Raw genomic sequence first — 25,351 nt, 5'->3', positions numbered from 1 at the left:
CCCGGCTTCCCTCAGGGGGAGGCCGGGGCACCGCCGTTCCTCACTCGGACTCGAAGTAGGCGTCCAGTACCGCGTCCATCCCGGCCTCCCACTCCGCGAACTGCGCGCGGGAGGCGGCCTCGATCTCGATGGGGTACCAGCGGCGGTCCGGGGTGTGCACCGTGACGGTGAAGCGCTTGCCGAACCGCGCCGTCTCCGTCTCCACGGCGGCGATCTCCGGCCAGGTGAACTCGCACTCCTCCGCGTCCAGGCCGAGCCGGACCCCCTTGTGGTCCGCCACTATCCGCGCCCGGCGGTCGGCGGCCTCGAAGACGGGGCCCTCCCCGGCGGGCTCGTCCGCGGACTCCGCGGAGTCGACGGCCTCCGGAACGGATTCCTCGGGTACCGGACTCCCCTCCGCCTCGGCCGGCTCGGCCGCCTCGGCCGCCGGCTTGGCGTCCTCCGCTTCCCCCTGGGCGGCGGAGCCCGTCAGACCGGGGATGAAAGCCGGGTCGAACCCGGCACCCGTGACGGGCTCGCCCTTCAGGGGCTGGCTGCTCGATCCTATGCGCTGCTCCACGGCGGCAGTATGGACGACTTACCTGTCCCGGAACCACCCGGCGCACCATTCCCGCCGGTATACCGCCGGTATCCCACCGGTACGTCCCCCCGGCTGTCCGTCAGACGAACAGGCTGACCACCGCCGCGACCGCGAACCCGGCGACGGAGAGGACGGATTCGAGGACCGTCCACGTCCTCAGCGTGTCCCGCTCCGAGATGCCGAAGTACTTGGCGACCATCCAGAAGCCGCCGTCGTTGACGTGCGAGGCGAAGATGGAGCCGGCCGAGATGGCCATGATGACGAGGGCGATGAACGCCTGGGAGTGATCGCCCTCGGCGAGCAGCGGGGCGACGATGCCCGCCGTGGTCACGATGGCGACCGTGGCAGAGCCCTGGGCGACCCGCAGCACCAGCGAGATCAGGTACGCCAGCACGATCACCGGCAGCCCGACGCCGTGGAAGGTGTCCGACAGGGCCTGGGCGACCCCGCTGGCCTTGAGGACGGCGCCGAAGACCCCGCCCGCGCCGACCACCAGCAGGATGTTGCCGACCGGCTTCAGGGAGGCCGTGGAGACGTTCTCCAGGGACTTGCGGGACCAGCCGCGCCGGATGCCGAGCAGGTAGTAGGCGAGCATCAGGGCGATGGTGAGGGCGACGAAGGGGTGCCCGAAGAACCCGATGACCGAGCGCGTGGTGGACGGGTCCAGCGCGACCGAGGAGAAGGTGGCGGCCAGGATCAGGATCAGCGGCGTACCGATGATGGCGAGGACCGTGCCCAGCGGGACCGGCTTCTCGGCGGGCTCCACGCCCGAGGCGCGCTGCTCGGCGAGGACCGCCTCCCGGGCCTCCTCCGCCGCCTCGACCATGTCCTGCGGGACGGGGACGAAGATGCGCTTGCCGACCCACGCGGCGAACACCCACGCGGCCAGCACCGCCGGGATTCCGCAGATGACGCCCATGAGGACGACCCAGCCGAGCTGGACGTGCAGCAGTCCGGCCGCGGCCACCGGGCCGGGGTGCGGGGGCAGGAAGGCGTGCGTCATGGACAGGCCCGCGAGCAGCGGCAGGCAGTACAGCAGGATCGACTTGCCGCCCCGCTTCGCGGCCGCGTAGACCAGCGGCGCGAGGACGAAGATGCCGACGTCGAAGAAGACCGGGATGCCGAAGATGAGGCCGGTCAGGCCCATCGCCAGCGGTGCCCGCTTCTCACCGAACAGCCGCAGCAGACGCCCCGCGAGGACCTCGGCGCCGCCGCTGACCTCCAGGATCGCGCCGAGCATGGTACCGAGGCCGATGATGATGGCGACGTGGCCGAGGATGCCGCCCATGCCGGACTCGATGGTGGAGACGGCGTCGGAGCGCTGGACGGTGCCGAAGAGTTCGGTGACCGAGAGACCGGCGAGCAGGCCGACGGTTATGGACACCGCGAGCAGCGCGACGAACGGCTGGAGCCGGACCTTGATGATCAGGAAGAGCAGCAGGGCGATGCCGATACCGGCGACGGTGAGCAGGCCGGGGGTGCCGTCCAGCAGGAGGAGCAGTCCACCGGTGTGGGGTGGCGCGGCGGGCGCGGGTGCGGCGGCGAGCGGAAGGGACATGAGAGGGCGGTCCTCTGCGTGAGTGAGGTAAATGCATGGGGCTTTCGGGCAGGGTGGAGCGCGGCACGGCACCCGAGGGGATGCCGTGCCGGGTGCGTCGTACGGGTGGCGCGGTCCTGGTGCGGCTCAGCCGAGGACGGCGAGCGCGTCGATCTCGATGAGGAGCCCGGCGGGCAGCCCGACGTAGACCGTGGTGCGGGCGGCCGGGGGCTGGGTGAGGCCCTGCTCGCCGAAGTAGGTGTTGTAGATGTCGTTCATCTCGGCGAAGTGGTCCACGTCGGTGAGGTAGACGCGGATCATCATCACGTCGTCCCAGCTCGCGCCGCCCTCTTCGAGGATGGCCTTGACGTTGGCGAGGGTCTGGAGGGTCTGCTCGCGCAGGGTGGGACCGGCGGGGGTGGGGGCCTTGCCCTCCTCGGCGGGCAGGAAGCCGACCTGGCCGGCGACCTGGAGGATGTTGCCCTTCTTGACGCCGTGCGAGAACTTCGCGGGCGGCACCGTGTGGGTCTTCGGGGTGAGGGCGGTCTTGTCGGTCATGCGGTGCGGTCCTTCACTGGGGTTCTTCCGGAGTACTCGCCGCTGATCGCGTCCGCCGTGCGGCGCACCCGCGGGAGCAGGCCGAGGAGTTCGTCGGCGGTGACGACCACGTTCGGCGCGGAGACCGACATCGCGGCCACCACCCGGCCGTCGGCGCCCCGGACGGGGGCCGCGACACAGTTGATGGACTCCTCGTGGCCACCGAGGTCGGTGGCCCAGCCCTGTTCGCGCACCTTCTCCAACTCGCGCAGGAAAGCACCTGCGTTGGGGGTGGAACGGGCCGTGTACAGGGGGTATTCGAGCTGCTCGGCCAGCGCCCGCCGCTCACTCTCGGGCAGATCGGCGAGCAGCAGCTTGGCGACGGCGGCGACGGTGATGGCGACCGGCTTGCCGACGCGCGAGTACATGCGTACCGGGTAGCGGCTGTCCACCTTGTCGATGTAGAGCACCTCGCCCTCCTCGTGCACGGCGAGGTGCACGGTGTGCCCGCACTCCTCGTTGAGCCGGACGAGGTGCGGGTGGGCGATCTCGCGGACGTCGAGGTTCTCCATCGCCTCCTGGGCGAGGGCGAAGAGCCGGGCGCCGAGCCGGTAGTGCTGGTCGGACTGGCGGTAGACCAGGCCGTGTTCGTGCAGGGTACGCAGCAGGCGCAGCGCGGTGGACTTGTGCACCGCGAGCCGCTCGGCGACCTGGCCGAGGTCGGCGGGGCCCTCCGCGAGCAGCGGGAGGATGCTCAGGGCGCGGTCGACGGTCTGGCTCATGGGGTGCTCGTCTCTTCGGTGAACCGGCCGGCTCCGGTCCAGCCGGGGCCGAGTCGCAGTCTCCCCCACGCGTCGTCGTCCAGGGCGGCCAGCCGGTCGGCGTGGTCGCGGGCGGGCGGGACGGCGAGGTCGCCGGGGACGGTGAGCGCGGCGGCGGCCATCAGGTGGCCGTGCCGCAGCCGGTCGCGTACGGGCAGTCCGCGCAGGGTGGCGGAGAGGAAGCCGGCGGCGAAGGCGTCCCCCGCGCCGACGGTGGCCACCACGTCGACGGTGAGAGCGGGCACGCGCACGCTGGACTCACCGCTGTCCGTGCGCTCGAACACCGTCGCGCCGAGCGGGCCCTCCTTGACGACAAGCACCCGGGGTTCGGGCAGCAGCCGCCGGACCTCCTCGACACCGCCCCGCGTGCCCCAGGCGTCCTCGGCCTCGTCCGTGCCGACGAACACGATGTCGGCCCGCCGGGCCAGGTCCAGCAGCACCAGGGCGTCGTCGCCCTCCTCCCGCCACAGGCCGGGGCGGTGGTTGACGTCGAAGGACACCACCGGGCGCCCCTCGCGCGGCGCGGTCAGGGTGTGCAGCAGTTCCCGGCACCCCGGCGACAGCGCGGCGGTGATCCCGGACAGGTGCAGCACGCGTCCCGCGTCCAGCGCGGCGAGGTCGGTGTTGCCGGCGGCCATCGCGGAGGCGGCCGATCCGGCGCGGTAGTAGGCGACTTCGTGGGCGTCGGTGGCCCGGTCGGCGGCGGTACGGAAGTAGATCCCGGTGGGCCGGGCGGGGTCCACGCGGACCGCGCCGGTGTCGACGCCGTAGGAGCCGATCCGCTCCACCAGGTGCTGCCCGAAGCCGTCCGCGCCGACCCGGCCGACCCAGCGGGCGGAGTGCCCGGCGGCGGCGAGCGCGCAGACCACGTTGGACTCCGCGCCGCCGATGCCCCGCCGGAAGACCGGCACGTCGGCGAGGCGGCCGGGGCGGTCGGGGAGGAAGGTGACCATGGACTCGCCCAGGGCGACGACATCCACGACATCCACGGCGTCGGGGGCGGCGCTGGACAGTCCGTCGGCGGTCACGATGGTCTCGGCTCCTCGTCGGTGCTCAGGGGTACGACTTCGTTGACCCCGTGTTGGCCGAGATGTTAGACAGCTCTGAGCGACATACGCAATGGACGTTGCACAATATGCAACGCTGCTCACCAGGAGGCTCGCATGGCTCGTGAGACCGGCTCCGAAGCCCTGGCCCAGCTCGCCGGGGAACGGGTCGACCACCGTTTCAAGGGCCTCCCGCCGGATGCCGCCGGGCTGACGGTGGGCGAGCTGGCCGCCGAGCGCCGCAACCTGTTCACCGGGGGCTTCGCCACCCCCGTCCTCGCGCTGTCCGCCGAGCGCCTGGCGCACAACCTCGCGCTGATGGAGACCTACGCCGCCCGGCACGGCCTCGCCTTCGCCCCGCACGGCAAGACCTCCATGGCGCCGCAGCTCTTCGCCCGGCAGATCGAGCACGGCGCCTGGGGCATCACGGTCGCGGCACCCCACCAGGTCTGGGTGGCGCGGGAGTTCGGCGTCCAGCGGATCTTCCTGGCCAACGAGCTGGTGGACGCGGCAGCCCTGCGCCGTGTCGCCGCCGAGCTGGCCGCCGACCCGGACTTCCGCCTCGTCACCTACGTCGACTCCGTGCGCGGGGTCGAGCTGATGGACGCGGCCCTCGCGGGCGCCCCCCGCCCGCTGGACGTGGTGGTGGAGCTGGGGGCCGGCCAGGGCGCCCGTACCGGTGCCCGGACCGAGGCGGAGTGCGCGGCGGTGGCCGATGCCGTGGCCGCCACCGACACCCTGCGCCTGGTCGGCGTGGCGGGCTACGAGGGCGAGGTGCCGGGTGCCGACCCGGAGCGGGTCGCGGCCTATCTGCGCCGGCTCACCGCGCTCGCCGCCGCCCTGGACGCCGAGGGCCGCTTCGGCAAGGCGGACGAGATCGTGGTGAGCGCGGGCGGCAGCGCCTGGTTCGACGCGGTGGCCGAGGTGTTCGCCGAGGTCCCGGAGCTGTCCCGCCCGGTGCTGAAGCTGCTCCGCTCGGGTGCCTACATCTCCCACGACGACGGCCACTACCGCCGCATCACCCCCTTCAACCGGGTGCCCCAGGAGGGCGCGCTGGAGCCCGCGTTCCGGCTGTGGGCCCAGGTGGTCTCCCGCCCCGAGCCCGGCCAGGCGTTCGTCAACGCGGGCAAGCGGGACGCCGCCTACGACCTGGACAGGCCCGAGGCGCAGGCCGTACGCCGGGACGGCGCCGAGCGCCCCGCCACCGGCGTCACGGTGTCCGCCCTGTCGGACCAGCACATGTGGCTGGCCACCACGCCCGAGGCCGATGTCCTGGTGGGCGACTGGATCGGCTTCGGCCTGTCCCACCCGTGCACCAGCTTCGACAAGTGGCAGCTCATCCCGGTGGCCGAGGCGGACGGCACGGTCGTGGAATACATCCGCACGTTCTTCTAGGAGGTCAGGACCGTGGATGAACTCGTGATCCGGGACGCCGACGTGGTCGACGGCAGCGGGGCGCCCGCCTACCGCGCCGATGTGGTGGTCGACGGCGGCAGGATCGTGTCACTCGTCAAGGAGGCCGCGGCGGCGGGCTGTCAGCGCCCGCGCGCCCGGCGCGAGCTGGACGCGGCGGGCCTGGTCCTCTCCCCCGGCTTCATCGACATGCACGCCCACTCCGACCTGGCCCTGCTGCGCGACCCCGACCACAGCGCCAAGGCCGCCCAGGGCGTCACCCTCGAAGTCCTGGGCCAGGACGGCCTGTCGTACGCCCCCGTCGACGACCGCACGCTGGAGGAGGTCCGCCGGGCCATCACCGGCTGGAACGGCTACGGCGACGACCTCGACATGGACTGGCGCTCGGTCGGCGAGTACCTGGACCGGCTGGACCGGGGCATCGCGGTCAACGCGGCCTATCTGATCCCGCAGGGCACCGTCCGCGCGCTGGTCGTCGGCTGGGAGGACCGCCCGGCGACGGCGGCCGAGCTGGACCGGATGCGGCGCCTGGTCGCGGAGGGCCTGGAGCAGGGCGCGGTAGGCCTCTCCTCCGGCCTCACCTACACCCCCGGCATGTACGCGAACGACGCCGAACTGACCGAGCTGTGCCGCGTGGTGGCCTCCTACGGCGGCTACTACTGCCCCCACCACCGCTCCTACGGCGCGGGCGCCCTGGAGGCGTACGCCGAGATGGTCGCCCTCACCCGCGAGGCGGGCTGCCCGCTGCACCTGGCGCACGCCACGATGAACTTCGGCGTCAACGAGGGACGCGCCCCCGAGCTGCTCGCCCTGCTGGACGCGGCCCTGGACGCGGGCGCCGACCTCACCCTGGACACGTATCCCTACACCCCGGGCTCCACCACCCTCGCCGCGCTGCTGCCCAGTTGGGCGAGCGAGGGCGGCCCGGCGGAGATCCTGGCCCGGCTCACCGACCCGGCGGCCGCCGAGCGCGTCCGGTACGACCTGGAGGTCACCGGGTCGGACGGCTGTCACGGCGTGCCGGCGGAGTGGGAGACGATCGAGATCTCCGGCGTGACGAACGCGGCGCTGGCCGCGTACGTGGGGCGCACGGTGAAGGAGGCGGCCGCACTGCGCGGCGAGGAGCCGTGGGAGACCGTCCGGCATCTGCTGACCGAGGACCGGCTCGGCACCACGATCCTCCAGCACGTCGGCCACGAGGAGAACGTCCGCGCGATCATGCGGCACCGCGCGCACACCGGCGGCTCGGACGGCATCCTCCAGGGCACCAAGCCCCACCCGCGCGCGTACGGCACCTTCCCGCGCTACCTCGGCACCTACGTGAGGGAGTTGGGCGTGCTCTCGCTGGAGGAGTGCGTGGCCCGGCTGACCTCGCGGCCCGCGGCCCGGCTACGGCTGCCGGACCGGGGGCTGGTGCGCGAGGGGTACCGCGCCGACCTGGTGCTGTTCGATCCGGCCACCGTCGCCGCCGGCTCCACCTTCGCGGAGCCGAGGACGCTGCCGGCCGGGATTCCGCACGTGCTGATCGACGGACGGTTCGTCATCGAGGACGGGCGGCGCACCGACGTGCTGGCGGGCCGGTCGGTGCGCCGTACCCCGGCGTGACGGTCGGGGCTGTCGGTGCGGTCAGGGCTGTCAGGGCTGTCAGGGCTGTCAGGGCTGTCAGGGCTGTCAGGGCTTGGGCAGGGTGCAGCCGGCCGCGCTGAGGTTGAGCTTGTTGCCGGTCGTGAAGCAGGCCGGTATCTGGTAGGTCTGCTCGGCGTAGTTGATGCCCTGGCGGACGGTGACCTTGCCGTTCTGGTCGACCTCGCAGGGGTTGTTCTCGGTGCAGGACTGGCCGTCCTCGTTGCCCGTGTTGTTGACGGCGACGACCTTGCCGGTGGCGGTGTCGATCACCGGGGAGCCCGAGGTACCCCCGATGGTGTTGCAGGCGGCGGTGTAGCGCAGCGAGTCCTTCCAGGTCCAGCCGCCCTCCTTCAGCCGGTACACGAACGCGTCCGCGTTGCAGGCGTAGATCCGCTTCCAGTACCCGGAGACGACCTTGATGCCGCTGCCGGCCACCGGGTGGGTGTCGCTCAGCGGCAGCGCGTTGATGCCGTACGAACTCCTGATCGCCGCGTAGCTGGTGGTCAGCCGGTACAGGGTGACGTCGGTGTCGGTCATGGTCGAGTAGACGACCTGGTTGGCCCGGAGCGTGGCGACCTTGGTGCCGGCCGAGTTCAGCAGGCCGAAGGTGCGGCTGGAGGACTGGCCGGTGATGACCTGGCCGGGCTGCGGGAAGCCCGTCTCCAGGCAGTGCCCGTTGCTCAGCACCAGCGCGGGGTCACTGTCCGCCGAGCTGGGCAGCCGGACGACCGAGCCGGAACAGTTGCTGAGCGACACGGTCCCGGCGAAGTCGACGGTCACCGCCTTGGCCTGCGGCGCGGCCGCGGCGGGGGTCGCGCCGAACCCGGCGAGCGCCAGGGCGGAGAGTGCGGCCAGGAGAGGCTTGTTCATGTGGGGGTCCCCTCTTCGTGAATTGACATGCACATTGTCACTGGAGGGGCGGGGGAGAACAAGAGTGCGGAAGCCGGAGTGCCGACCCGACGGGCCCCTTCCCGGCAGAGCGTCAACGCATGCGCACGGAGGCGGAGTTGAGTGCTCGGACGATCCCGCTGCCGATCCGCCGCGAATCCGCCCGTCCCGCCCGTCCGGTCCGGCGCGGAACACGTGGCGGAAAACACCGTCCACCGGGCACGGACGGCCCGTAAGCTCGCGGGCATGCAGGTGATCCAGTCGACCAAGCTCGCCAACGTCTGTTACGAGATCCGGGGCCCGGTGCTCGAGGAGGCGATGCGACTGGAGGCCGCGGGTCACCGCATCCTGAAGCTGAACACCGGCAACCCGGCCGCCTTCGGCTTCGAGTGCCCCCCGGAGATCCTGGAGGACATCCTCCGCAACGTCTCCACCGCCCACGGCTACGGCGACGCCAAGGGCCTGCTGGCCGCCCGCCGCGCCGTGGTCATGCACAACCAGACCCTCGGCATCGAGACCGACGTGGAGCACGTCTTCATCGGCAACGGCGTCTCCGAGCTGATCGTGATGGCCATGCAGGCCCTGCTCGACGACGGCGACGAGGTCCTCGTGCCCGCCCCGGACTACCCCCTGTGGACGGCGGCCGTCTCACTGTCCGGCGGCACCGCCGTGCACTACCGGTGCGACGAGCAGTCCGACTGGATGCCCGACCTCGCCGACATCGAGCGCAAGATCACCGACCGCACCAAGGCCCTGGTGATCATCAACCCGAACAACCCCACGGGCGCGGTCTACGACGAGGCGATGCTCACGGGCCTGACCGACCTCGCCCGCCGCCACAACCTGCTGGTCTGCTCCGACGAGATCTACGACAAGATCCTCTACGACGGCGCCGTCCACACCCCCACCGCCAAGGTCGCCCCCGATCTGCTCACCCTCACCTTCAACGGCATGTCGAAGGCGTACCGGGTGGCCGGGTACCGGGTCGGCTGGATGGCCGTCTCCGGCCCGCGCGCGCACGCCGACTCCTACCTGGAGGGCCTGACGATCCTGGCCAACATGCGGCTGTGCGCCAACATGCCGGGCCAGCACGGCGTGGTCGCGGCGCTCAGCGGCCGCCAGACGATCAACGACCTGGTGCTCCCGGGCGGCCGGCTGAAGGAGCAGCTGGACACGGCGTACGAGCTGCTCACGCAGATCCCCGGCGTGAGCTGCGTACGCCCCAAGGGCGCGCTGTACCTCTTCCCGCGCCTCGACCCGAAGGTCTTCAAGGTCAAGGACGACCGGCAACTGGTCCTGGACCTGCTGCGCGAGGAGAAGATCATGGTGGTCCAGGGCACCGGCTTCAACTGGCCCGAGCCCGACCACTTCCGGATCGTCACCCTGCCCAACGTGGCCGATCTGACGGACGCGGTGACCCGGATCGGCACGTTCCTGGACGGTTACGGCCAGCCGTAGGCGCACTAGGTGTATTGATCACGCGGTAGCCACCGGGCCGCCGTCCGTGACTCGAATCAACTTTAGACTGAATCCAAGCTAGGATGGTTTCCTGTCAGCGCAGAGGAGGCCGTTCCATGTACGAGGCGATCCGCACGAAGTCGGTCCACAGCACCCCGGCGGCCCCGGACTTCCCGCACCGCTCCCGCGAAGAGGAGCTGGACATCCAGCTCGCCGGGCACCTCGCGGCCCTGCTCGCGGTCACGGACGAGCTGCGCGGCGCGGCGGCCGACCCCGAGCTGGACACGGCCGCCGAGCGGCTGTCCGCCGAGGTGGCCAGGCTGCGTGGCGGCCGGCCTCCGGTACGGGCGGTTCCGGGCGAGGCGGCCGATCCGGCGCCGCTGCACCGCCGGGCGCACACCCTCGCGAGCCGTGCCCTGGTCGTCGCCGCCTCCCGCGCTGACACTGTCGCCGCGATCCTGGCCGCCGAGCGGATGGACGCGCACACACGCGCCCTGGCCGCGCCGGCCGCACCGAGGGAACTCAGCGCGGCCCGCTGATCCAGGTCAGCCGAGGCGCTCGACCAGCGCCCGGTACTGGTCCCAAAGCTCCTCGGGCGTGTGATCACCGAAGGTGTCCAGGTGCTCGGGCACCAGGGACGCCTCCTCGCGCCACACCTCCTTGTCGACGGTGAGCAGGAAGTCCAGCTCGGCCTCGCTCAGGTCCAGGCCCTCGGTGTCCAGGGAGCCCTTGGCCGGCAGCACGCCGATCGGGGTCTCGACGCCGTCGGCGCGGCCGTCCAGGCGGTCCACGATCCACTTCAGGACGCGGCTGTTCTCACCGAAGCCCGGCCAGACGAACCTGCCCTCGCCGTCCTTGCGGAACCAGTTGACGTAGTAGATCCGGGGCAGCTTCTCCGGGTCCTTGTCCTTGGCGACGTCGATCCAGTGGGCCATGTAGTCGCCCATGTTGTAGCCGCAGAACGGCAGCATGGCGAAGGGGTCGCGGCGCAGCTCGCCGACCCTGCCCTCGGCGGCGGCGGTCTTCTCGCTCGCCACGTTGGCGCCGAGGAACACGCCGTGGTTCCAGTCGAAGGACTCGGTCACCAGCGGGACCGCGCTGGCCCGGCGGCCGCCGAAGAGGATCGCGGAGATCGGCACCCCGCGCGGGTCCTCCCACTCGGGCGCGATGATCGGGCACTGGTCGGCGGGGACCGTGAAGCGGGCGTTGGGGTGGGCGGCCGGCGTGTCCGACGCGGGCGTCCAGTCGTTGCCCTTCCAGTCGGTCAGATGGGCCGGCCGCTCCTCGGTCATGCCCTCCCACCACACGTCGCCGTCGTCCGTGAGGGCGACGTTGGTGAAGACGGCGTTGCCCCACAGGGTCTTCATCGCGTTGGCGTTGGTGTGCTCACCGGTGCCGGGCGCGACGCCGAAGAACCCGGCCTCGGGGTTGATCGCGTACAGCTGGCCGTCCTCGCCGAAGCGCATCCAGGCGATGTCGTCGCCGATGGTCTCCACGCTCCAGCCGGAGACGGTCGGCTCCAGCATGGCGAGGTTGGTCTTGCCGCAGGCGCTGGGGAACGCGGCGGCGACGTACCTGGACTTCCCGTGCGGGGGGGTCAGCTTGAGGATGAGCATGTGCTCGGCCAGCCAGCCCTCGTCGCGGGCCATGACGGAGGCGATGCGCAGGGCGTAGCACTTCTTGCCGAGCAGGGCGTTGCCGCCGTAGCCGGAGCCGTAGGACCAGATCTCGCGGCTCTCGGGGAAGTGGGAGATGTACTTGGTGGAGTTGCAGGGCCACGGCACGTCCTGCTCGCCCGCCGCCAGCGGGGCGCCCAGGGTGTGCACGGCCTTGACGAACTCGCCGTCCGACCCCAGCTCCTCCAGCACCGCGCTGCCCATGCGGGTCATGGTGCGCATCGAGGCGGCGACGTAGGCGGAGTCGGTGATCTCCACGCCGAGCGCGGAGAGCGGGGAGCCCAGCGGGCCCATGCAGAAGGGCACGACGTACATCGTGCGGCCGCGCATGGAGCCCCGGAACAGGCCGCCCTCGCCGCCCGCCCCCTGGAAGATCTCCCGCATCTCGGCGGGGTCCTTCCAGTGGTTGGTCGGGCCCGCGTCGGCTTCCTCGCGCGAGCAGATGAAGGTCCGGTCCTCGACCCGCGCGACATCGGTCGGGTCGGAGGCCGCGTGGTACGAGTGAGGACGCTTGACGGGGTCGAGGCGGGTGAAGGTGCCCTTGGCGACGAGCTCCTCGCACAGGCGCTCGTACTCGGCCTCGGAGCCGTCACACCAGACCACGTCGTCCGGCTGGGTCAGTTCGGCGATCTCGTCGACCCACGAGATCAGTTCCTGATGGGTGGTCGGGATGACGGTGGGAGCCGCGTTGTCGCGCGCCACGATCGCTCCTAAGTGAGGGTTATGGCCCTGGTGAGGGATTTTCTCGGCCCCTTGGGGGCTGCGGCCCGGATGCCAGGCGGCGACCCCGGTAGGGGGCGACGCTCATCCGGTACCGACCGCACTCATTTGATCATCCGATGCGAGTGCGCATATGTCCAGAGGGCGTCACAGGTGAGCGAGTACCCCCCAACCGGCGCGTTTCGCGTCCGTCCCGCTGACACGCGCACCTCTTTTAAGCCCACATGGCGCACCTATGGCGAATTCTTTGCGCGCGGAAACCTGTGACGGGCAGGAGACGGCCGATCGGGACGGCCGGGCCCTCGACACAGGGGGACTGATCCGTGACTTACGGTTCCGTAGGTACGATGCGTTTCATGACTGCGTCCGTCTCCGCCGCGCTCTCCGTGCCGGAACCCGTCAAGCCCCGGCTCCGTGGCTGGCTGCACCTGGGCATGTTCCCGGCCGCACTCGTCGCGGGCCTGGCGCTGACCGCTCTGGCCGACTCCACCCGGGGCCGCGTCGCCTGCGGGATCTACGCCCTGACGGCATGCCTGCTCTTCGGCGTCAGCGCGCTGTACCACCGGGGCAACTGGAGCCCCCGCGCCGACCGCGTCCTGCGCCGCCTGGACCACTCCAACATCTTCCTGATCATCGCGGGCACCTACACCCCGCTCACCCTGCTGCTCCTGCCGGGCACCACGGGTCAGGGGCTGCTGTGGGGCATCTGGGCGGCCGCGCTGGCGGGCATCGCCTTCCGCGTCTTCTGGGTCGGCGCGCCCCGCTGGCTGTACACCCCGTGCTACATCGCCATGGGCTGGGCCGCCGTCTTCTTCCTGCCCGACTTCATGCGCACCGGCGGCATCGCCGTCCTGGTCCTGGTGATCGTCGGCGGGCTGCTGTACAGCGCCGGGGGCGTGGTCTACGGCATCAAGAAGCCCAACCCCTCACCGCGCTGGTTCGGCTTCCACGAGGTCTTCCACTCCCTCACCCTCGCCGCGTTCATCGTGCACTACGTCGGGATCTCGCTGGTCGCCTACCAGCACTCCTGACGCCGTGCGGAGCACCTCCGGCGCCCGTGCCATCCTGGCCGGGTGAACGGACCCGTGATCCAGCTCGAAGTCGCCCCGGAACTCCACCTGTTCGTGCCGCACGCGTATCGCGCCGGGGCCACCGGACTCGGCACCGACGGCGTCTCCTCCCTGGGCCATGTCGTGGAGTCCCTCGGCATCCCGCTTACCGAGGCCGGCACCCTCACCGTGGACGGCCGCGAAGTCCCCCGCGCCCATGTCCCCACCGCCGGCGAGTCCGTCCACGTCGGCGCGGTCCCCCGCCCCCAGCGGGTACCCGGCGCCCCCTTGCGCTTCCTGCTCGACGTGCACCTCGGCACCCTGGCCCGCCGGCTGCGCCTGCTCGGCGTGGACACGGCGTACGAGTCCACCGACATCGGTGACCCGGCCCTCGCCGCACGCTCGGCGGCCGAGCGCCGGGTCCTGCTCAGCCGCGACCGTGGCCTGCTGCGCCGCCGCGAACTGTGGGCCGGGGCGTATGTGTACAGCACCCGGCCCGAGCGGCAACTGCGGGACGTGCTCGAGCGCTTCGCCCCGGACCTGACCCCCTGGTCCCGCTGCACCGCCTGCAACGGCCCGCTCCACCCCGCCACCAAGTCCCAGGTGGCCGACCGGCTGGAGGCCGGCACCCGGGACACCTACGACGTGTTCGCCGCCTGCGGTGACTGCGGACGCGCCTACTGGAAGGGCGCCCACCACGAGCAGCTTGAGGTGATCGTGGCGGAGGCGGAGCGGTTCCGGGCGGAGCTGGGCTAGCTGGTTCTTGGAGCTGGGGTAGTTCTTGGAGCTTGGCTAGTTCTTGGAGCTTGGCTAGTTCTTGGTGCCGTCGACGATGACCGGGGTGCCGCCCGAGCCGCCGCCGCAGGGCACCGCGTACACCGGGTGGGCCCTGGCGGCCTCGCGGTAGGCGTCCAGGCACTGGTTGTACAGCACCTTGTCGCTCAGGGAGCGCTCCAGGATCTTGTTGGCGCGGGCGGTGCCCTCCGCCTCGATCCGCTTGCGCTCCGCCTCCGCCTTGGCCGTCCGCGCGGCCTCGACGGCGCGCTCGGTGGCCTGCTCCTGCTGGATCTTCTTGTCGATCTGGCCCTGCAACTGCTTCGAGGGCCGTACGTTGCGCAGGTTGACGGTGGTCACGTCGATCCCGCGCGGCGCCAGCCGCTCCTTCACCAGGCGCTCGATCTCCGCGCTGATCCGCTCACGGGCGGAGGCGTACCCCTCCTCGCTGGTGTGCTTGGCGAAGACGTTGCGGATGATCTCGCGGCTGTCCGGCAGCACCAGCCGCTCCTGGACCGCGTCCTCGCTGCCCGCCAGCCGGTACAGCGCGACCGCCCTGGCGGGCACCACGGCCCACTTGATGGTGACGTCGGTGTACAGCACCCCGCCCTGCGAGGAACGGACCTCCACCACGTCGTCGCCGCCCAGGTCGAGGTCGACCGGGCGGGTGGAGAAGGAGGTGACATCGGTGAACGGCGACTTCAGGTGTATGCCGGAGGTCAGCGGCGTACCGACCCGGCCGAACGACACCGGGACGCCGACCTCATAGGCGCTGACCACATAGACGCAGGCGAAGACACCGGCCAGGACCCCGCCCAGGGCGGCGAACGCGGCCCCCAGCTTCCAGCCCGCCTCAGCTCTGCCACGTCCTACGAGAAAGAGCACGACCGCCGCGACGAGCAGCAGTACGGACAGCACGAACACAGGCTTCCCCCCACAGGATGCGCCACCCCGTCAGGGTGACGGGCAGCGCATCGTAGCGGGCACAGGTGTACGGGGAGTAGCCGTGCGTGGTGCCTGATCCGGTCAGTTGCCGTCCAGCGCGGCACGGAGTGCGTCGGGGCCGGTCACCGGGGCCTCGCAGGTGAAGTTCCGGCAGACGTAGGCGGCCGGGTCGCCGTTCACCAGGGGGCGGTGGGCGAGGAGGGGGAACTCGTCGCCGTCCGGGGTGCCCACCGCGACGACCGCGCCGGGGGCGGTGGTGAGGAGGGCGGTGCGGTGCAGGGCGGCGGTGCGCTCGTCGGTGAGGGACGGGCCGACGACCGCGACCTCTCGGGGACCGTCGAGCAGCGCCTCGGCCGCGGCGAGACCCCAGCCGATGAACCGGGGCACCCGCGGCCCGAGCGCCTTGACCACACCGAGGGCGCGTTCGGCGGCCGTCCGGTGGGCATGGGAGCCGGTGTGCGCGGCGTAGGACAGCAGGGCGGCGGTCGCGGCGGACCAGCCGGAGGGGGTCGCGTTGTCGGTGGGGTCCTGCGGGCGGCGGATGAGCTGCTCGGCGTCGGAGGCGGTGTCGTACAGCGCGCCGCTCTCCGGGTCGGTGAAGCGGGTCAGCACCTGGTCGAGGAGGAGCCCGGCGAAGTCCAGCCAGACGCCCTCGCCGGTGACGGGGGCGAGGGCGAGGAAACCCTCGGCGACGTCGGCGTAGTCCTCCAGCACCCCGGAGTTGGCCCCGGCCCGGCCGTCGCGGCTGGTGCGGGTGAGGTGGCCGTGCTCGTCGAGGTGGACCCGGACCAGGTGGTCGGCGGCGGCGACGGCGGCCTCGACCAGGTCGGGGCGGCCGAAGTAGGCGCCGGTCTCGGCGAGTGCGGCGACGGCGAGGCCGTTCCAGGCGGCGACGACCTTGTCGTCCCGGCCGGGCGCGGGCCGCCGGGACCGCGCGGCGAGCATCCGCTCCTTGACGGAGGCGATCCGGGCGGCGTCGAACACCCGCTCCGCCTGCGGCAGTTGGAGCACGGACTGGCCGTGCTCGAACGTGCCCTCACCGGTCACACCGAAGTACTCGGCGGCGAGGTCGCCGTCCTCGTCCCCGAGCAGGTCGCGCAGCTGCTCGGGCGTCCAGACGTAGTACGCCCCCTCGACGTGCTTGCCGCTCCCGTCATCGCTGTCGGCGTCCAGCGCGGAGGCGAACCCGCCCTCCTCGGTACGGAGTTCACCCACGAGGAAGTCGGCGGTCTCCAGCGCGACACGGCGGGCGAGGCCGGAGCCGGTGGCCCGCCAGAGATGCGCGTACACCCGGCAGAGCAGCGCGTTGTCGTACAGCATCTTCTCGAAGTGCGGCACGACCCAGTCACGGTCCACGGAGTAGCGGGCGAAGCCGCCGCCGAGCTGGTCGTAGATGCCGCCGCGGGCCATCCGCTCGCAGGTGTCGCTTGCCATCTGGAGCGCGCCCTCGGAGCCGGTGCGGGCGTGGTGGCGCAGCAGGAACTCCAGCGCCATGGACGGCGGGAACTTCGGTGCGCCCCCGAACCCGCCGCGCTGCGGGTCGTACTCCCGGGTGAGCCCGAGCAGCGCCCCGGCCAGCTCCTCCTCACCGGGCACCCCGTCCGCCTGCTGCACGATCTCCCGCTGGGCGAGGTCCCGCGTGATCTTCCCGGCCACCTCGGTGACCTCGTCCCGCCGGCCGTCCCACGCCTGGTGCACCCCTTCCAGCACCTGCCGGAAGGAGGGCATGCCGTGCCCCGGGCGGGGCGGGAAGTAGGTGCCGAAGTAGAAGGGCTCGGCGCCGGGCGTCAGGAACACGGTCATGGGCCACCCGCCCTGCCCGGTCGCCGCCTGCACGGCCTCCATGTACACCGCGTCGACATCCGGCCGCTCTTCCCGGTCGACCTTCACACTGACGAAGTTCTCGTTCAGGTAGTCGGCGGTGGCCCGGTCCTCGAAGGACTCGTGCGCCATGACGTGACACCAGTGGCAGGCGGAGTAGCCGACGCTCAGCAGGATCGGCACGTCCCTGCGCTTCGCCTCCTCGAACGCCTCCGGTCCCCAGGGGTACCAGTCGACCGGGTTGTCCGCGTGCTGGAGCAGATACGGCGAGGTCACGCCGGCTAGCCGGTTCATACGCTCCAGCCTCTCACAGCGTCTGCCACGACCGGTGAGACAAGGACGAGCCCGTCCCGCATGGCCATTACGTGATGGGCGGCTGCTTCCCTCCCGGGTCGGGCAGCCCGATGCCTCGGAACAGTAGGCTCGGCTCAGCAGCGCCGGACCTGCCGAGGCCTCTCGAAAGAGGTACACCATGACCGCCGAGATGGTGGCGCCCGCGTGGATGCATACGCGGATCAGCGCGGAGCAGTACGACTCCTGGTCCGAGGAGCAGTGCCCCGGCATCGAGATCGTGGACGGGATGGTCGTCGTGAGCCCGGCGCCTCCAAGCGCCACAACCGGTTGGCCCGCATCCTGGCCAACGCCCTGGACGCCGCCCTCAGCAGACGCCGGCCCCCGGCCGAGGAAGCTCGTCAGGGAGAGCGCAGCTCCGGTTGTCGACCAGCGCGCCAGGGAACTCGAAGCCCTCTCCGTGTAATAGAGCTTGTCCTACACTTTGAACATGAAGCCGACTCGAGCCGGGACCACCGAGAACATCTCCGTATCCATGCCCACCGAGCTGGTCAGTGAGCTCCGCTCTCGAACCGGCCGCCGGGGACTGTCGAGCTACATCACCGAAGCTGTCAGACATCAGCTCGCCATGGACGGGCTCACCGAGATCGTCGCGGCACATGAAGAGGAGCACGGCGCGCTCACTGAGCAGGAGGTCGAAGCCGCCCGACGCGAGCTGTTCGGAGACGAGAAGGCCGAGCGGGGCGCCGCGTGAAGGAGCAGCCGGCCCGCTCACTGGTGCTCGACTCCGAGGCGCTCTCTCTACTCCTGCGAAACGACCGCAGGATGGCGGCTCGCATCGAGGCATCCCGGCAGGCTGGAGTGCCCGTCCTCGTGTCGGTTCTGACCATTGTCGAAGCGGCACAGGGGAAGACTGATCTGGCGCGTTTGAGGTGGGTGCTCTCCCGGCTGCGGGTGGAACCGGTCAGCCAGGAGGACTCCCTGACCGCAGTGACATTGCTTCGGGACGCAGGCGGGCTGCACGGACACAAATATGCGATCGACGCCCTCGTTGCCGCGCTCGCGCTCCGCGTCCCGGCTCCTGTGATCGTTCTGACCTCCGACCGTGACGACTGGTCGAAGCTGTGCGGGGACCGCGTGCTCATCAGAGAAGTGTGAGCACCGCCCATTGCTGGGTTCGCGAGTTCACTGGCACCAGTGATCAACTGGCAAAGTGGCACGACGAATAGTCCACAGAGAGAAGGACGGGGACGTCGCGCCGCTTGGCCTCTAGAATCGCCTCTCCCCCCACGGCCACCAGTCCACGGGATTAGAGGCGTGCTGCATGAGACAGGGCGACTGAGAGTCTGCCAGTCGGTTCATGCCGCCACTCCCCCATGTCTGCCTGCCCGACCCCACATGAGGCACGGAAAGACTGACTCGCCTGTCCGGGACGTGCTTCCTGTCCGACAGCAGGACGTCGAGTAGGTGTCGCGGATCTCGTTCGTGCGGGGCTACTGGACATCGGGACCGAGCTGGTTTCTCTCCGGCGCAACAGGCTCCGCAGGATTCGAAGGACGTGGAGATTACCACCGCCCGGCGCGGCCATCTGATCAGCGATCAGACAGCCGGCGCACTGTCGGACCACGCTCTGCCGACCTCGCCCGCCTTCGGCGCCGGCCCCCTGGAGTCGTCTCGGTTTCACCGAACGCGACCTCCGAGGAAGCCGTCACCAAGATGGCCACTCGATGAATACTCCCGAATCCCGGCGACAGGAGCGCTTGACCGTGCCCGTATCCCGCAGGGTCGCCGACCGTCTCGCACAGCTCACCCCGGAGCAACGCGCCGCAGTGCGGCTGAAGATGAAAGAGCGCGCCGACCGGCCGAACCCGGGCCCTGCCCTCGTACGCCGGCCCTCCTCCGAACGCGCCCTGACCTCACTGGGCCTGGACCAGGAACGCATCTGGATCCTCGACCAACTCGACCCCGGCCGCCACACCCACAACATCAGTACGGGGATGCGGTTCAAGGGCGCCTTCGACGAGCATGCCTTCCAACGGCGACCAGGTGGTAGCGGTCGTCTTCGAACACGACGGCGAGCAGGGGGTGTTCACCTGGAAGTGCGCCCCCCGGGCCGTCGACGAGGACGCGGTGCGCTCCGTGGCCGCCGACACAGCCGCACATTTCGGGCGGCTCGTGCGCCGACCGGACAGGGGCGGCGCGGCGACGGTCGGTATGAGCCTCGCGGAAGTGAACACGATGCTCGCGGACCTGACCCACGTGCGCGGAACGGAAGGAATCCTGTGACCACGCCGGACACCGTCACCAAGCGGCCGCTGACCGCTCTGATCGCGGCGAACTACCTGTCCTGGATCGGGAACACGATGACGCTCGTCGCCGTCCCGCTCTATGTCCTGGACATCTCCGGCAGCCCCGCCGAGGCAGGGGCGGCGGGCTTCGCCGGGGCACTGCCGATGATCATCGCAGGGCTCGCGGGCGGAGTGATCGCCGACCGGATCGGGGCGCGGCGTACCAGCGTGTGGGCCGATCTGCTGGCGGGCGTCTTCATGGCCGCGGTGCCGCTTCTGCACAGCACGGCCGGGCTCGCGCTGCCCGTCCTGATGGCACTGCTCTTCCTGCGGACGCTGGCCGACGCGCCGGGTACCGCGGCGCGTCTGTCCCTGCTGCCCCGCGTGACCGCACAGACCGGGGTCCGTTCGGAGACGGCCAACTCGCTGTTCCACTCGGCACAACGGGTCGCGTTCGTGGTCGGTCCACCGGCGGCCGGCGTACTCACGGGCATCACCGGCCCTGCCGCGGTCCTCTACTTCGACGCCCTGAGCTTCCTGCTGTCCGGCCTGTTCGTCGCCATCGCGGTCCCCAGGACACGCCCCGCCGACGCGGAGCAGGAGCAGGAGCGCGAGCAGAAACAGGGTGCGCGGCCCGGACTCGTGCGGGAAGTGAGCGAGGGCGCGCGGTACATCCTGCGGACCCCCATCCTCGCCGCGATCATCAGCGTGGTCGTGTGCACCAACTTCCTCGACGACGCACTCACGCCGGTACTGCTGCCCGTCTACAGCCGGGAGGTGCTGGACAACGCCGACCTGGTCGGCTGGCTGCTCGCCGCCAATGGAATCGGCGCGGTGGTGGGCTCCTTCGCCTACGCCCCGGCCAGTCGCCGGCTCCTGCGCAACCGCTGGGCGACCTTCGTGGGCTGCTTCGCGCTGATCTGCGTCGCCCGCCTTGTGATGGCGCTGGAAGCGGGCCTGTGGCCGATGCTCCTGGTGACCTTCGCCATCGGACTGGCCAGCGGGCCGATCAACCCGCTCGTCACCGGTGTCGTCGAACGCGTCACGCCGGCCAACATGTTGGGCCGCATATGGGGCGCCGTCATGGCCATGGCCTTCGCGGCCGCACCGATCGGCATCTTCCTCAACGGCTGGCTCACGGAACAACTGGGCCTGCGGACCACACTGGCCGTGTTCGGTGGCCTGTACGTCCTGCTGATCGCCTACGCCCTGACGAACCGGGCACTGCGGCGGCTCGCCGACGAGGGAGCCAAGGGCAGCCCGGGCGGAGTGCCGTCACCGGCGCGGTAGCCCGGGCATCGCGAGGGAGCACGGGTTCACCTGCCTGGGCACGCGGACCGGTACCTGTGCCGCTGACGGGGCAGCCGCCCGCCAGGCACGGAGCAGGGCGCGCTCCTTGTCCGCGGCGATGCCGAGCGGGATGTGGCCCTGCCGGTACGACGCGTCCGCCGGACCCCGCTCCCGCAGCCACTCCCAGGCGCCGGCCATGGCTGGCTGCCGCGTCGCCCATAAGGGCAACTCGGTCCAGGGGACGACCTGTTGCTCCAACAGAAAGTCCTCGTCCACCCAGACGGGTTCGGCGCCTGCCCCGGTCTCGCGGGCACACAGGTCGAGGAGGGTCTTGATGGTCACGGTGTCCTCGGGCCCCGTGACGAGGTAGCCGCCGCCTCCCGTCTCCAGCAGCCGGGTCCCGAACGCGGCGATGTCCCGGGCGTCCACGAGCTGGATCGCACGGTCGGCGCGTCCGGCGGCGAGCACCTCCCCGCCGCACGCCATCCGCTCCAGCCACCACAGCAGACATCCGGGCGTCTCCAGTCCGCGAAAGCGTGGACAGACGACACGAACAGGTAGGTGCCTGCCCGCCCGCTCAGCGCGCGGGCCGAGAGGCCCACGATCCGGGGGTGGAATCCGCTGGTGTCGACCACGGCGTCCCATGGCCCCACGGCGGCGGCTGCTGCCAGGTCCGCGGGGTCCTCCCCGTCACCGCGGATGCTCGCGATCCCTGGCAGATCGGGCCCGGACTCTCCGCGGTTGAAACGCGGCAGTCGCCGCACCACACACATGGTGGCCGGTGTGTCAGGCCGGCTCCGCGGCGGCGAAGGCGACCCGGACCGGTCCGAGGCCCGAGATCCTCGCCTCGAAGAAGTCTCCCGGGTGGGCCACGGCCATGGGTCCGAGCGCACCGGTCAGCACGATGTCCCCGGTCCGCAGCGGATCGCCGAGCCGGGCCGGCGTCGAGGCCAGCCACACCGCGGCGTTCAACGGACCGTCCATGCAGTCCGCGCCGGTGCCCTCCGACGCCTTCTCGCCGTTGCGCAGCAGCGCCATCCGCACACCCCGCAGATCCAGCGCGGACAGCGGAACCGGCCGGCCACCCAGGACGAACAGCCCGGACGAGGCGTTGTCGGCGACAGTGTCGGTGAAGCTGATGTCCCAGCCCGCGAGGCGGCTGTCGACGATCTCCAGCGCGGGCAGAGCGAAGTCGACCGCTCGCAGCACGTCGGCCACCGTCGGCTCCCGGTGGGGCAGGTCCGCCCCGAGCACGAGGGCGACCTCGGCCTCGACCTCGGGCTGCAGCAACCGCCCGTGCCCGACGGTCCCGCCGTCCGCCACCGCCATGTCGGAGAGCGGAGCGCCGAAGTCCGGCTGATCCACTGCTAGTTGCCGCTGCACGGCGGGCGAGGTCAGACCGATCTTGCGGCCGAGGATCCGCCGTCCCTCGGTGATCCGCCGATCGAGGTTGACCCGCTGGACGGCGTAGGCCGAAGTGGTGTCGCCGTCGCCGAACAGATGACGCACGGGCGGACACGGGGTGCCCGACAGCTCCGCCTGCCACAGCGCGTCGGCGGCCTCGCGCACGGCGGAGGTCATGAACAGCTCCCCCGCGAGTGGTGCGGAAACCAGGTGAGTGACATCGAGTACCTCCGAGCGGACACGGGAGCGGGTGCGATGACCTCAGGTATAGCCGCGCTCCACCCCGATGGGCAGCGCTCGTACCGTGGAGCGGAACGGCGTGGGCGGAACACGGCCGGCGGATGCGGGCCGTGGCGGGGCGCCGCCGTCAGGCGAGCGCGTCCGCCATCACCGAGGCGAGCGGGGTGGACGGCCGGCCGATCAGCCGGGACAGGTCACCGCTGCCTCCCTCGGCGAGCCCGCGGGCGACGAACGTGACATCGACGTCCACGAGGAGCCTGACCATTTCCGCGGGCAGGCCCGCCCCAGTCAGCACCTGCGCGTAGGCGTCGCCGGACAGGTCGGTGTACGTGATGGTACGGCCGGTCTGGCGGGAGAGTTCGGCGGCGTAGTCGGCGAACGTCCACGCGCTGTCCCCGGCGAGTTCGTACGTCGCGTTCTCGTGGCCGTCCTGGGTGACGGCGGCCACCGCGGCGGCGGCGAGGTCGGCGCGGGTCGCGGACCCGATGCGGCCCTCGCCCGCCGCGCCCACGACTCCGTGCTCCGTCTGCTGGGCGATCTGGGCGGTGTATCCCTCGGTGTAGAAGGCGTTGCGCAGCAGGGTGAACGTCAGACCGGACGCGATGACGGCCTGCTCCGTCGCATGGTGTTCTCGCATGAGCGTGAAATCCGCGTCGGCGCAGCCGAGCATGCTGGTGTAGACGAGCCGGGCCACCCCCGCCGCCCGGGCCGCGTCGATCACGGCAGTGTGCTGCGGGACGCGCCGGCCGATCTCGCTGCCGGAGATCAGCAGCACGACGTCGCCCGGGCGGAACGCGCCCCTGAGCGTCTGCGGGGCGTTGTAGTCGGCGACCCGCAGTTCCACGCCGCGCGCACCCAGATCGGCGGCCCGCGCCGCGTCGCGGACGACCGCCGCCACCTCGGTGGCGGGACGGCGCAGCAGCAGCTCTTCGATGACGAGTCGGCCCAGATTTCCGGTCGCACCGGTGACGACGATACTCACGCGTATTCCCTCTCGATTTCATCCCGCATGACGTGGCAGGAGTCCGCCCGCACAACAGGGCACCGGCCTGCCAGGGGCGAATGTAGCGAGACATGAGGAAGCAGCGGAACAACATTTTCCGGCAGGCGGAACGAACCGATCAGCGTGCGGAAACCCGCGCCTCAGCGTCGATCTTCGTGCGGGCGATGTCGTGCAGCGGCGCCATGATCGCTTCGAGGCGCCCCTTCTCGTACCCGGCGATCATGACCGCACCACTGGCGTAGGTGGACGAGAACAGGCCGAGGGACTTGGCGAGAGCGGCCGGGTCCGAGGCTCCTGCCTGGGCCGCGACCGGCTCGGTCACTTCCGCCAGGGAGGCGGAGACGAACTCGTGGGTGTCGCGGCCCAGGGCTCCCGCCGAATTGTCGCTGCCGGAAAGAGAGCGGTGGAGGATGCGCAGATAGGACACATCGCGCAACATCAGCTCGGGGGCCCGTTCGAAATAGAGACGCATGCGTTCTTGCGGTGTGTCTCCTGGTGGAACCACGGTCGCCATTTCCGCCGAGAGACGGCTCACGCCGCGCTGCATCACCGCGCGGAAGACACCGGCCTTGCTGCCGAAGTGGTGGTAGACGGAGCCCACCGGGAATCCCGACGCCTGACAGAGGGCGGACACGGAGGTGGCCTCGTATCCGCGCGCGGCCATCAGGTTCTCCGCCGCGTCCAGAATCACCTTGGCCGGGGGACTCCCTGTCCGGCGTACGAGGGCGCCTCCGGTCGCGCCTCTGCGCTCATCTCAGCTCCCGCCGGCCCGTTCACCTCACACGTCTCCTGGAAGTCTACGGGGGATCGACAGCCGGGCCGTCAACGCCGGGAGCCGCCCGGAGACGCCCCTCACGTCCCGGTCAGGAGCATGGCGTCGCCCCTGCGCAGCGAGCGGGAGATCCGGGTGGCGGCCGTCTGCGGCGGGCCGACGAAAGCGCGGCCGGACCCAGCGACGCCGGATGGCTCACGGACACGGCGGCGACCACCTCGGCCCCGGAGAGGACGGGCACCGCGACACGGCGCAGGCCGTCGATGCACTCCTCCCGGTCCGTCGCGACCCGGTCGCCACGCACCTCGGCCAGCGTGGTGGCCAACGCGTCGGGGTCCGTGATCGTGGTCCGGGTGTGCCGGGTGAGCGGGCCCGCCATGACCCCCCGTACCGCCTCCGGCTCGGAGAACGCGAGGATCGCCTCGCCGAGCGCGGTCACATGGGCGTCGAGCCGGTCGCCGACCGGCATCGGATTGAGCGCGCCCCGGCCCCCCGCCTTCGCCAGGTACAGGATGTCGCGGTCGCGCAGCATGCCGAGTCGCGCCAGTTGCCTGTACTGCGTGGCCACCGCGCCGAGGTGGGGCATCGAGTGCTCGCGCAGCGCGATCTCGGCCGAGCGGGAGCCGACACCATTCGGCGCGGGTGACCCGCGACCAGCGGGCCGCGCAGACCGGCTCGCTGCGCGACTCCGGGTTCGCCCGCCGGCTGCTGGTCGACACTCGCGCCGACTTCCGGCGGATCGGGGTGCCGCACGGCGAGGCGTGGACCTGCCTGGAGCTTGTGGTGGTGGACGCGGGCAACGAGCGCACCCAGCAGGCGCCGGCCCTGTGCGACGAGGCGCTGACCCTGTTCACGGCCTACGGCGACCCGCGCGGTGAGGACTGGGCGCGCTTCCTGCGCTGCACCCTGCTGCCGTACGCGGCGCCGGGCGGCACCGAGGTGGGCACGGCCGTCGCTCAGGAGGAGCTGGCCCGCCTGGTCCGCGCCGTCCACCCGCCGCGGGACGAACGGCTCGGCGACTGCGCCCCGGCGTACGCCCTGCTGCTGGAACGCGGGGTGAGCCTGGAGGCGTGCTGGCAGGCGTGGCGGCTGCGCATGACCCCGGACCGGCACGCCCGCGATGTGCTGGGGGTGCCGGTGGCGGCCATGGGCTGAGCGGGGCGCGGCCGGTG

24 protein-coding genes and 3 pseudogenes are annotated in these 25,351 nt (G+C 71.4%); 12 read left to right on the top strand and 15 right to left on the bottom strand.

What is annotated here, in order from left to right; genetic code table 11:
• Window positions 1–40 precede the first annotated feature (40 nt).
• The 5 genes from ACFWN1_RS18150 to ACFWN1_RS18130 form a co-directional block, all read right to left on the bottom strand.
• Window positions 41–559, bottom strand: a complete 519-nt coding sequence (locus ACFWN1_RS18150; protein WP_384362977.1) for a hypothetical protein — start codon at window positions 557–559, stop codon at window positions 41–43.
• A 100-nt stretch (window positions 560–659) separates the two neighbouring features.
• On the bottom strand, window positions 660–2,138 hold the full coding sequence (locus tag ACFWN1_RS18145) for a GntP family permease (protein WP_384362975.1): 1,479 nt from the start codon (window positions 2,136–2,138) through the stop codon (window positions 660–662).
• A 126-nt stretch (window positions 2,139–2,264) separates the two neighbouring features.
• Window positions 2,265–2,675 carry a RidA family protein gene (locus tag ACFWN1_RS18140; RefSeq protein WP_244337228.1) on the bottom strand — a complete coding sequence of 137 codons (411 nt, stop codon included), beginning with the start codon at window positions 2,673–2,675 and terminating at the stop codon, window positions 2,265–2,267.
• Window positions 2,672–3,436, bottom strand: coding sequence for an IclR family transcriptional regulator (locus ACFWN1_RS18135; protein ID WP_384362972.1), 765 nt, complete (start codon window positions 3,434–3,436; stop codon window positions 2,672–2,674). Before ACFWN1_RS18135 ends, ACFWN1_RS18140 begins: the two co-directional genes overlap by 4 nt.
• Complete coding sequence (locus ACFWN1_RS18130; protein WP_384362970.1) at window positions 3,433–4,503, bottom strand: sugar kinase; 1,071 nt, start codon at window positions 4,501–4,503, stop codon at window positions 3,433–3,435. Before ACFWN1_RS18130 ends, ACFWN1_RS18135 begins: the two co-directional genes overlap by 4 nt.
• A 135-nt stretch (window positions 4,504–4,638) precedes the next feature.
• On the opposite strand from ACFWN1_RS18130, the gene ACFWN1_RS18125 reads away from it, so the two are divergent.
• Both ACFWN1_RS18125 and ACFWN1_RS18120 read left to right on the top strand, forming a co-directional pair.
• Entirely contained in the window at window positions 4,639–5,916 is a 1,278-nt protein-coding gene (locus ACFWN1_RS18125; RefSeq protein WP_384362968.1) for an amino acid deaminase, read from the top strand.
• A 12-nt stretch (window positions 5,917–5,928) separates the two neighbouring features.
• The gene (locus tag ACFWN1_RS18120) at window positions 5,929–7,539 is read left to right on the top strand and encodes an amidohydrolase family protein (RefSeq protein WP_384362966.1); all 1,611 of its coding nucleotides are present in this window, start codon (window positions 5,929–5,931) and stop codon (window positions 7,537–7,539) included.
• A gap of 66 nt (window positions 7,540–7,605) precedes the next feature.
• Here ACFWN1_RS18120 and ACFWN1_RS18115 read toward each other — a convergent pair whose 3' ends face one another.
• Window positions 7,606–8,430 carry a trypsin-like serine peptidase gene (locus ACFWN1_RS18115; RefSeq protein ID WP_384362964.1) on the bottom strand — a complete coding sequence of 275 codons (825 nt, stop codon included), beginning with the start codon at window positions 8,428–8,430 and terminating at the stop codon, window positions 7,606–7,608.
• 264 nt (window positions 8,431–8,694) lie between these two features.
• Between ACFWN1_RS18115 and ACFWN1_RS18110 the strand changes: the two genes are divergently transcribed.
• A complete protein-coding gene (locus tag ACFWN1_RS18110; RefSeq protein ID WP_384362962.1) occupies window positions 8,695–9,906 on the top strand; it encodes a pyridoxal phosphate-dependent aminotransferase in 1,212 nt (403 codons plus the stop codon).
• 116 nt (window positions 9,907–10,022) lie between these two features.
• On the top strand, window positions 10,023–10,445 hold the full coding sequence (locus ACFWN1_RS18105; protein ID WP_384362960.1) for a hypothetical protein: 423 nt from the start codon (window positions 10,023–10,025) through the stop codon (window positions 10,443–10,445).
• Window positions 10,446–10,451: 6 nt separating this feature from the next.
• Here the strand turns inward: ACFWN1_RS18105 and ACFWN1_RS18100 are convergent, their stop codons facing one another.
• Window positions 10,452–12,284 (bottom strand): phosphoenolpyruvate carboxykinase (GTP), encoded by a 1,833-nt coding sequence (locus ACFWN1_RS18100; RefSeq protein WP_384362958.1) that lies wholly within the window; start codon window positions 12,282–12,284, stop codon window positions 10,452–10,454.
• A gap of 365 nt (window positions 12,285–12,649) precedes the next feature.
• Between ACFWN1_RS18100 and ACFWN1_RS18095 the strand changes: the two genes are divergently transcribed.
• Both ACFWN1_RS18095 and ACFWN1_RS18090 read left to right on the top strand, forming a co-directional pair.
• The gene (locus ACFWN1_RS18095; RefSeq protein WP_384362956.1) at window positions 12,650–13,333 is read left to right on the top strand and encodes a hemolysin III family protein; all 684 of its coding nucleotides are present in this window, start codon (window positions 12,650–12,652) and stop codon (window positions 13,331–13,333) included.
• A gap of 42 nt (window positions 13,334–13,375) precedes the next feature.
• Window positions 13,376–14,107 carry a Mut7-C RNAse domain-containing protein gene (locus ACFWN1_RS18090; RefSeq protein ID WP_384362954.1) on the top strand — a complete coding sequence of 244 codons (732 nt, stop codon included), beginning with the start codon at window positions 13,376–13,378 and terminating at the stop codon, window positions 14,105–14,107.
• Window positions 14,108–14,161: 54 nt separating this feature from the next.
• On the opposite strand, the gene ACFWN1_RS18085 is transcribed toward ACFWN1_RS18090, so the two are convergent.
• Both ACFWN1_RS18085 and ACFWN1_RS18080 read right to left on the bottom strand, forming a co-directional pair.
• Window positions 14,162–15,043 carry a prohibitin family protein gene (locus tag ACFWN1_RS18085; RefSeq protein ID WP_384362952.1) on the bottom strand — a complete coding sequence of 294 codons (882 nt, stop codon included), beginning with the start codon at window positions 15,041–15,043 and terminating at the stop codon, window positions 14,162–14,164.
• Window positions 15,044–15,151: 108 nt separating this feature from the next.
• A complete protein-coding gene (locus ACFWN1_RS18080) occupies window positions 15,152–17,185 on the bottom strand; it encodes a thioredoxin domain-containing protein (RefSeq protein WP_384362950.1) in 2,034 nt (677 codons plus the stop codon).
• Window positions 17,186–17,363: 178 nt separating this feature from the next.
• Here ACFWN1_RS18080 and ACFWN1_RS18075 point away from each other — a divergent pair.
• The 3 genes and pseudogenes from ACFWN1_RS18075 to ACFWN1_RS18065 form a co-directional block, all read left to right on the top strand.
• Window positions 17,364–17,548, top strand: a pseudogene (locus ACFWN1_RS18075) (Uma2 family endonuclease); the annotation flags it as partial.
• Window positions 17,549–17,672: 124 nt separating this feature from the next.
• Entirely contained in the window at window positions 17,673–17,936 is a 264-nt protein-coding gene (locus tag ACFWN1_RS18070) for a hypothetical protein (RefSeq protein WP_384362948.1), read from the top strand.
• Window positions 17,933–18,340, top strand: a complete 408-nt coding sequence (locus ACFWN1_RS18065) for a type II toxin-antitoxin system VapC family toxin (RefSeq protein WP_384362946.1) — start codon at window positions 17,933–17,935, stop codon at window positions 18,338–18,340. The genes ACFWN1_RS18070 and ACFWN1_RS18065 overlap by 4 nt, the downstream gene beginning before the upstream one ends.
• 52 nt (window positions 18,341–18,392) lie before the next feature.
• Here the strand turns inward: ACFWN1_RS18065 and ACFWN1_RS18060 are convergent.
• Window positions 18,393–18,544: pseudogene (locus tag ACFWN1_RS18060) on the bottom strand (DUF255 domain-containing protein); the annotation flags it as partial.
• Window positions 18,545–19,207: 663 nt separating this feature from the next.
• On the opposite strand from ACFWN1_RS18060, the gene ACFWN1_RS18055 reads away from it, so the two are divergent.
• Together ACFWN1_RS18055 and ACFWN1_RS18050 are read left to right on the top strand one after the other, a co-directional pair.
• Entirely contained in the window at window positions 19,208–19,468 is a 261-nt protein-coding gene (locus ACFWN1_RS18055) for a hypothetical protein (RefSeq protein WP_384362944.1), read from the top strand.
• On the top strand, window positions 19,465–20,760 hold the full coding sequence (locus ACFWN1_RS18050) for an MFS transporter (protein WP_384362942.1): 1,296 nt from the start codon (window positions 19,465–19,467) through the stop codon (window positions 20,758–20,760). Before ACFWN1_RS18055 ends, ACFWN1_RS18050 begins: the two co-directional genes overlap by 4 nt.
• Here ACFWN1_RS18050 and ACFWN1_RS18045 read toward each other — a convergent pair.
• The 5 genes from ACFWN1_RS18045 to ACFWN1_RS18025 form a co-directional block, all read right to left on the bottom strand.
• A complete protein-coding gene (locus tag ACFWN1_RS18045) occupies window positions 20,746–21,246 on the bottom strand; it encodes a hypothetical protein (RefSeq protein WP_384362940.1) in 501 nt (166 codons plus the stop codon). The two genes, ACFWN1_RS18050 and ACFWN1_RS18045, sit on opposite strands and share 15 nt — an antisense overlap.
• 300 nt (window positions 21,247–21,546) lie before the next feature.
• Window positions 21,547–22,341 (bottom strand): 2-keto-4-pentenoate hydratase, encoded by a 795-nt coding sequence (locus ACFWN1_RS18040; protein WP_384362938.1) that lies wholly within the window; start codon window positions 22,339–22,341, stop codon window positions 21,547–21,549.
• A 190-nt stretch (window positions 22,342–22,531) separates the two neighbouring features.
• Window positions 22,532–23,386, bottom strand: a complete 855-nt coding sequence (locus ACFWN1_RS18035) for an NAD(P)H-binding protein (RefSeq protein ID WP_384362936.1) — start codon at window positions 23,384–23,386, stop codon at window positions 22,532–22,534.
• 139 nt (window positions 23,387–23,525) lie between these two features.
• Window positions 23,526–24,098, bottom strand: coding sequence for a TetR/AcrR family transcriptional regulator (locus ACFWN1_RS18030; RefSeq protein ID WP_384362934.1), 573 nt, complete (start codon window positions 24,096–24,098; stop codon window positions 23,526–23,528).
• A gap of 172 nt (window positions 24,099–24,270) precedes the next feature.
• The gene (locus tag ACFWN1_RS18025) at window positions 24,271–24,747 is read right to left on the bottom strand and encodes an IclR family transcriptional regulator C-terminal domain-containing protein (RefSeq protein ID WP_384362932.1); all 477 of its coding nucleotides are present in this window, start codon (window positions 24,745–24,747) and stop codon (window positions 24,271–24,273) included.
• Between the two features lie 53 nt (window positions 24,748–24,800).
• Here ACFWN1_RS18025 and ACFWN1_RS18020 point away from each other — a divergent pair.
• Window positions 24,801–25,334: pseudogene (locus ACFWN1_RS18020) on the top strand (hypothetical protein); the annotation flags it as partial.
• Window positions 25,335–25,351: the final 17 nt, after the last annotated feature.

It is taken from the genome of Streptomyces sp. NPDC058459 (assembly GCF_042721685.1).
Lineage (GTDB): Bacteria > Actinomycetota > Actinomycetes > Streptomycetales > Streptomycetaceae > Streptomyces.
This window is presented reverse-complemented; position numbering and strand designations above follow the sequence as displayed.

Excerpts from the sequence above, each read along its gene's own strand:
- ACFWN1_RS18145 (WP_384362975.1), bottom strand. The coding sequence starts at position 2,138 with ATGTCCCTTCCGCTCGCCGCCGCACCCGCGCCCGCCGCGCCACCCCAC.
- ACFWN1_RS18110 (WP_384362962.1), top strand. The coding sequence starts at position 8,695 with ATGCAGGTGATCCAGTCGACCAAGCTCGCCAACGTCTGTTACGAGATC.
- ACFWN1_RS18125 (WP_384362968.1), top strand. The coding sequence starts at position 4,639 with ATGGCTCGTGAGACCGGCTCCGAAGCCCTGGCCCAGCTCGCCGGGGAA.
- ACFWN1_RS18070 (WP_384362948.1), top strand. The coding sequence starts at position 17,673 with ATGAAGCCGACTCGAGCCGGGACCACCGAGAACATCTCCGTATCCATG.
- ACFWN1_RS18045 (WP_384362940.1), bottom strand. The coding sequence starts at position 21,246 with ATGGCGTGCGGCGGGGAGGTGCTCGCCGCCGGACGCGCCGACCGTGCG.
- ACFWN1_RS18105 (WP_384362960.1), top strand. The coding sequence starts at position 10,023 with ATGTACGAGGCGATCCGCACGAAGTCGGTCCACAGCACCCCGGCGGCC.
- ACFWN1_RS18055 (WP_384362944.1), top strand. The coding sequence starts at position 19,208 with ATGCCTTCCAACGGCGACCAGGTGGTAGCGGTCGTCTTCGAACACGAC.
- ACFWN1_RS18080 (WP_384362950.1), bottom strand. The coding sequence starts at position 17,185 with ATGAACCGGCTAGCCGGCGTGACCTCGCCGTATCTGCTCCAGCACGCG.
- ACFWN1_RS18115 (WP_384362964.1), bottom strand. The coding sequence starts at position 8,430 with ATGAACAAGCCTCTCCTGGCCGCACTCTCCGCCCTGGCGCTCGCCGGG.
- ACFWN1_RS18095 (WP_384362956.1), top strand. The coding sequence starts at position 12,650 with ATGCGTTTCATGACTGCGTCCGTCTCCGCCGCGCTCTCCGTGCCGGAA.
- ACFWN1_RS18040 (WP_384362938.1), bottom strand. The coding sequence starts at position 22,341 with ATGACCTCCGCCGTGCGCGAGGCCGCCGACGCGCTGTGGCAGGCGGAG.
- ACFWN1_RS18140 (WP_244337228.1), bottom strand. The coding sequence starts at position 2,675 with ATGACCGACAAGACCGCCCTCACCCCGAAGACCCACACGGTGCCGCCC.
- ACFWN1_RS18135 (WP_384362972.1), bottom strand. The coding sequence starts at position 3,436 with ATGAGCCAGACCGTCGACCGCGCCCTGAGCATCCTCCCGCTGCTCGCG.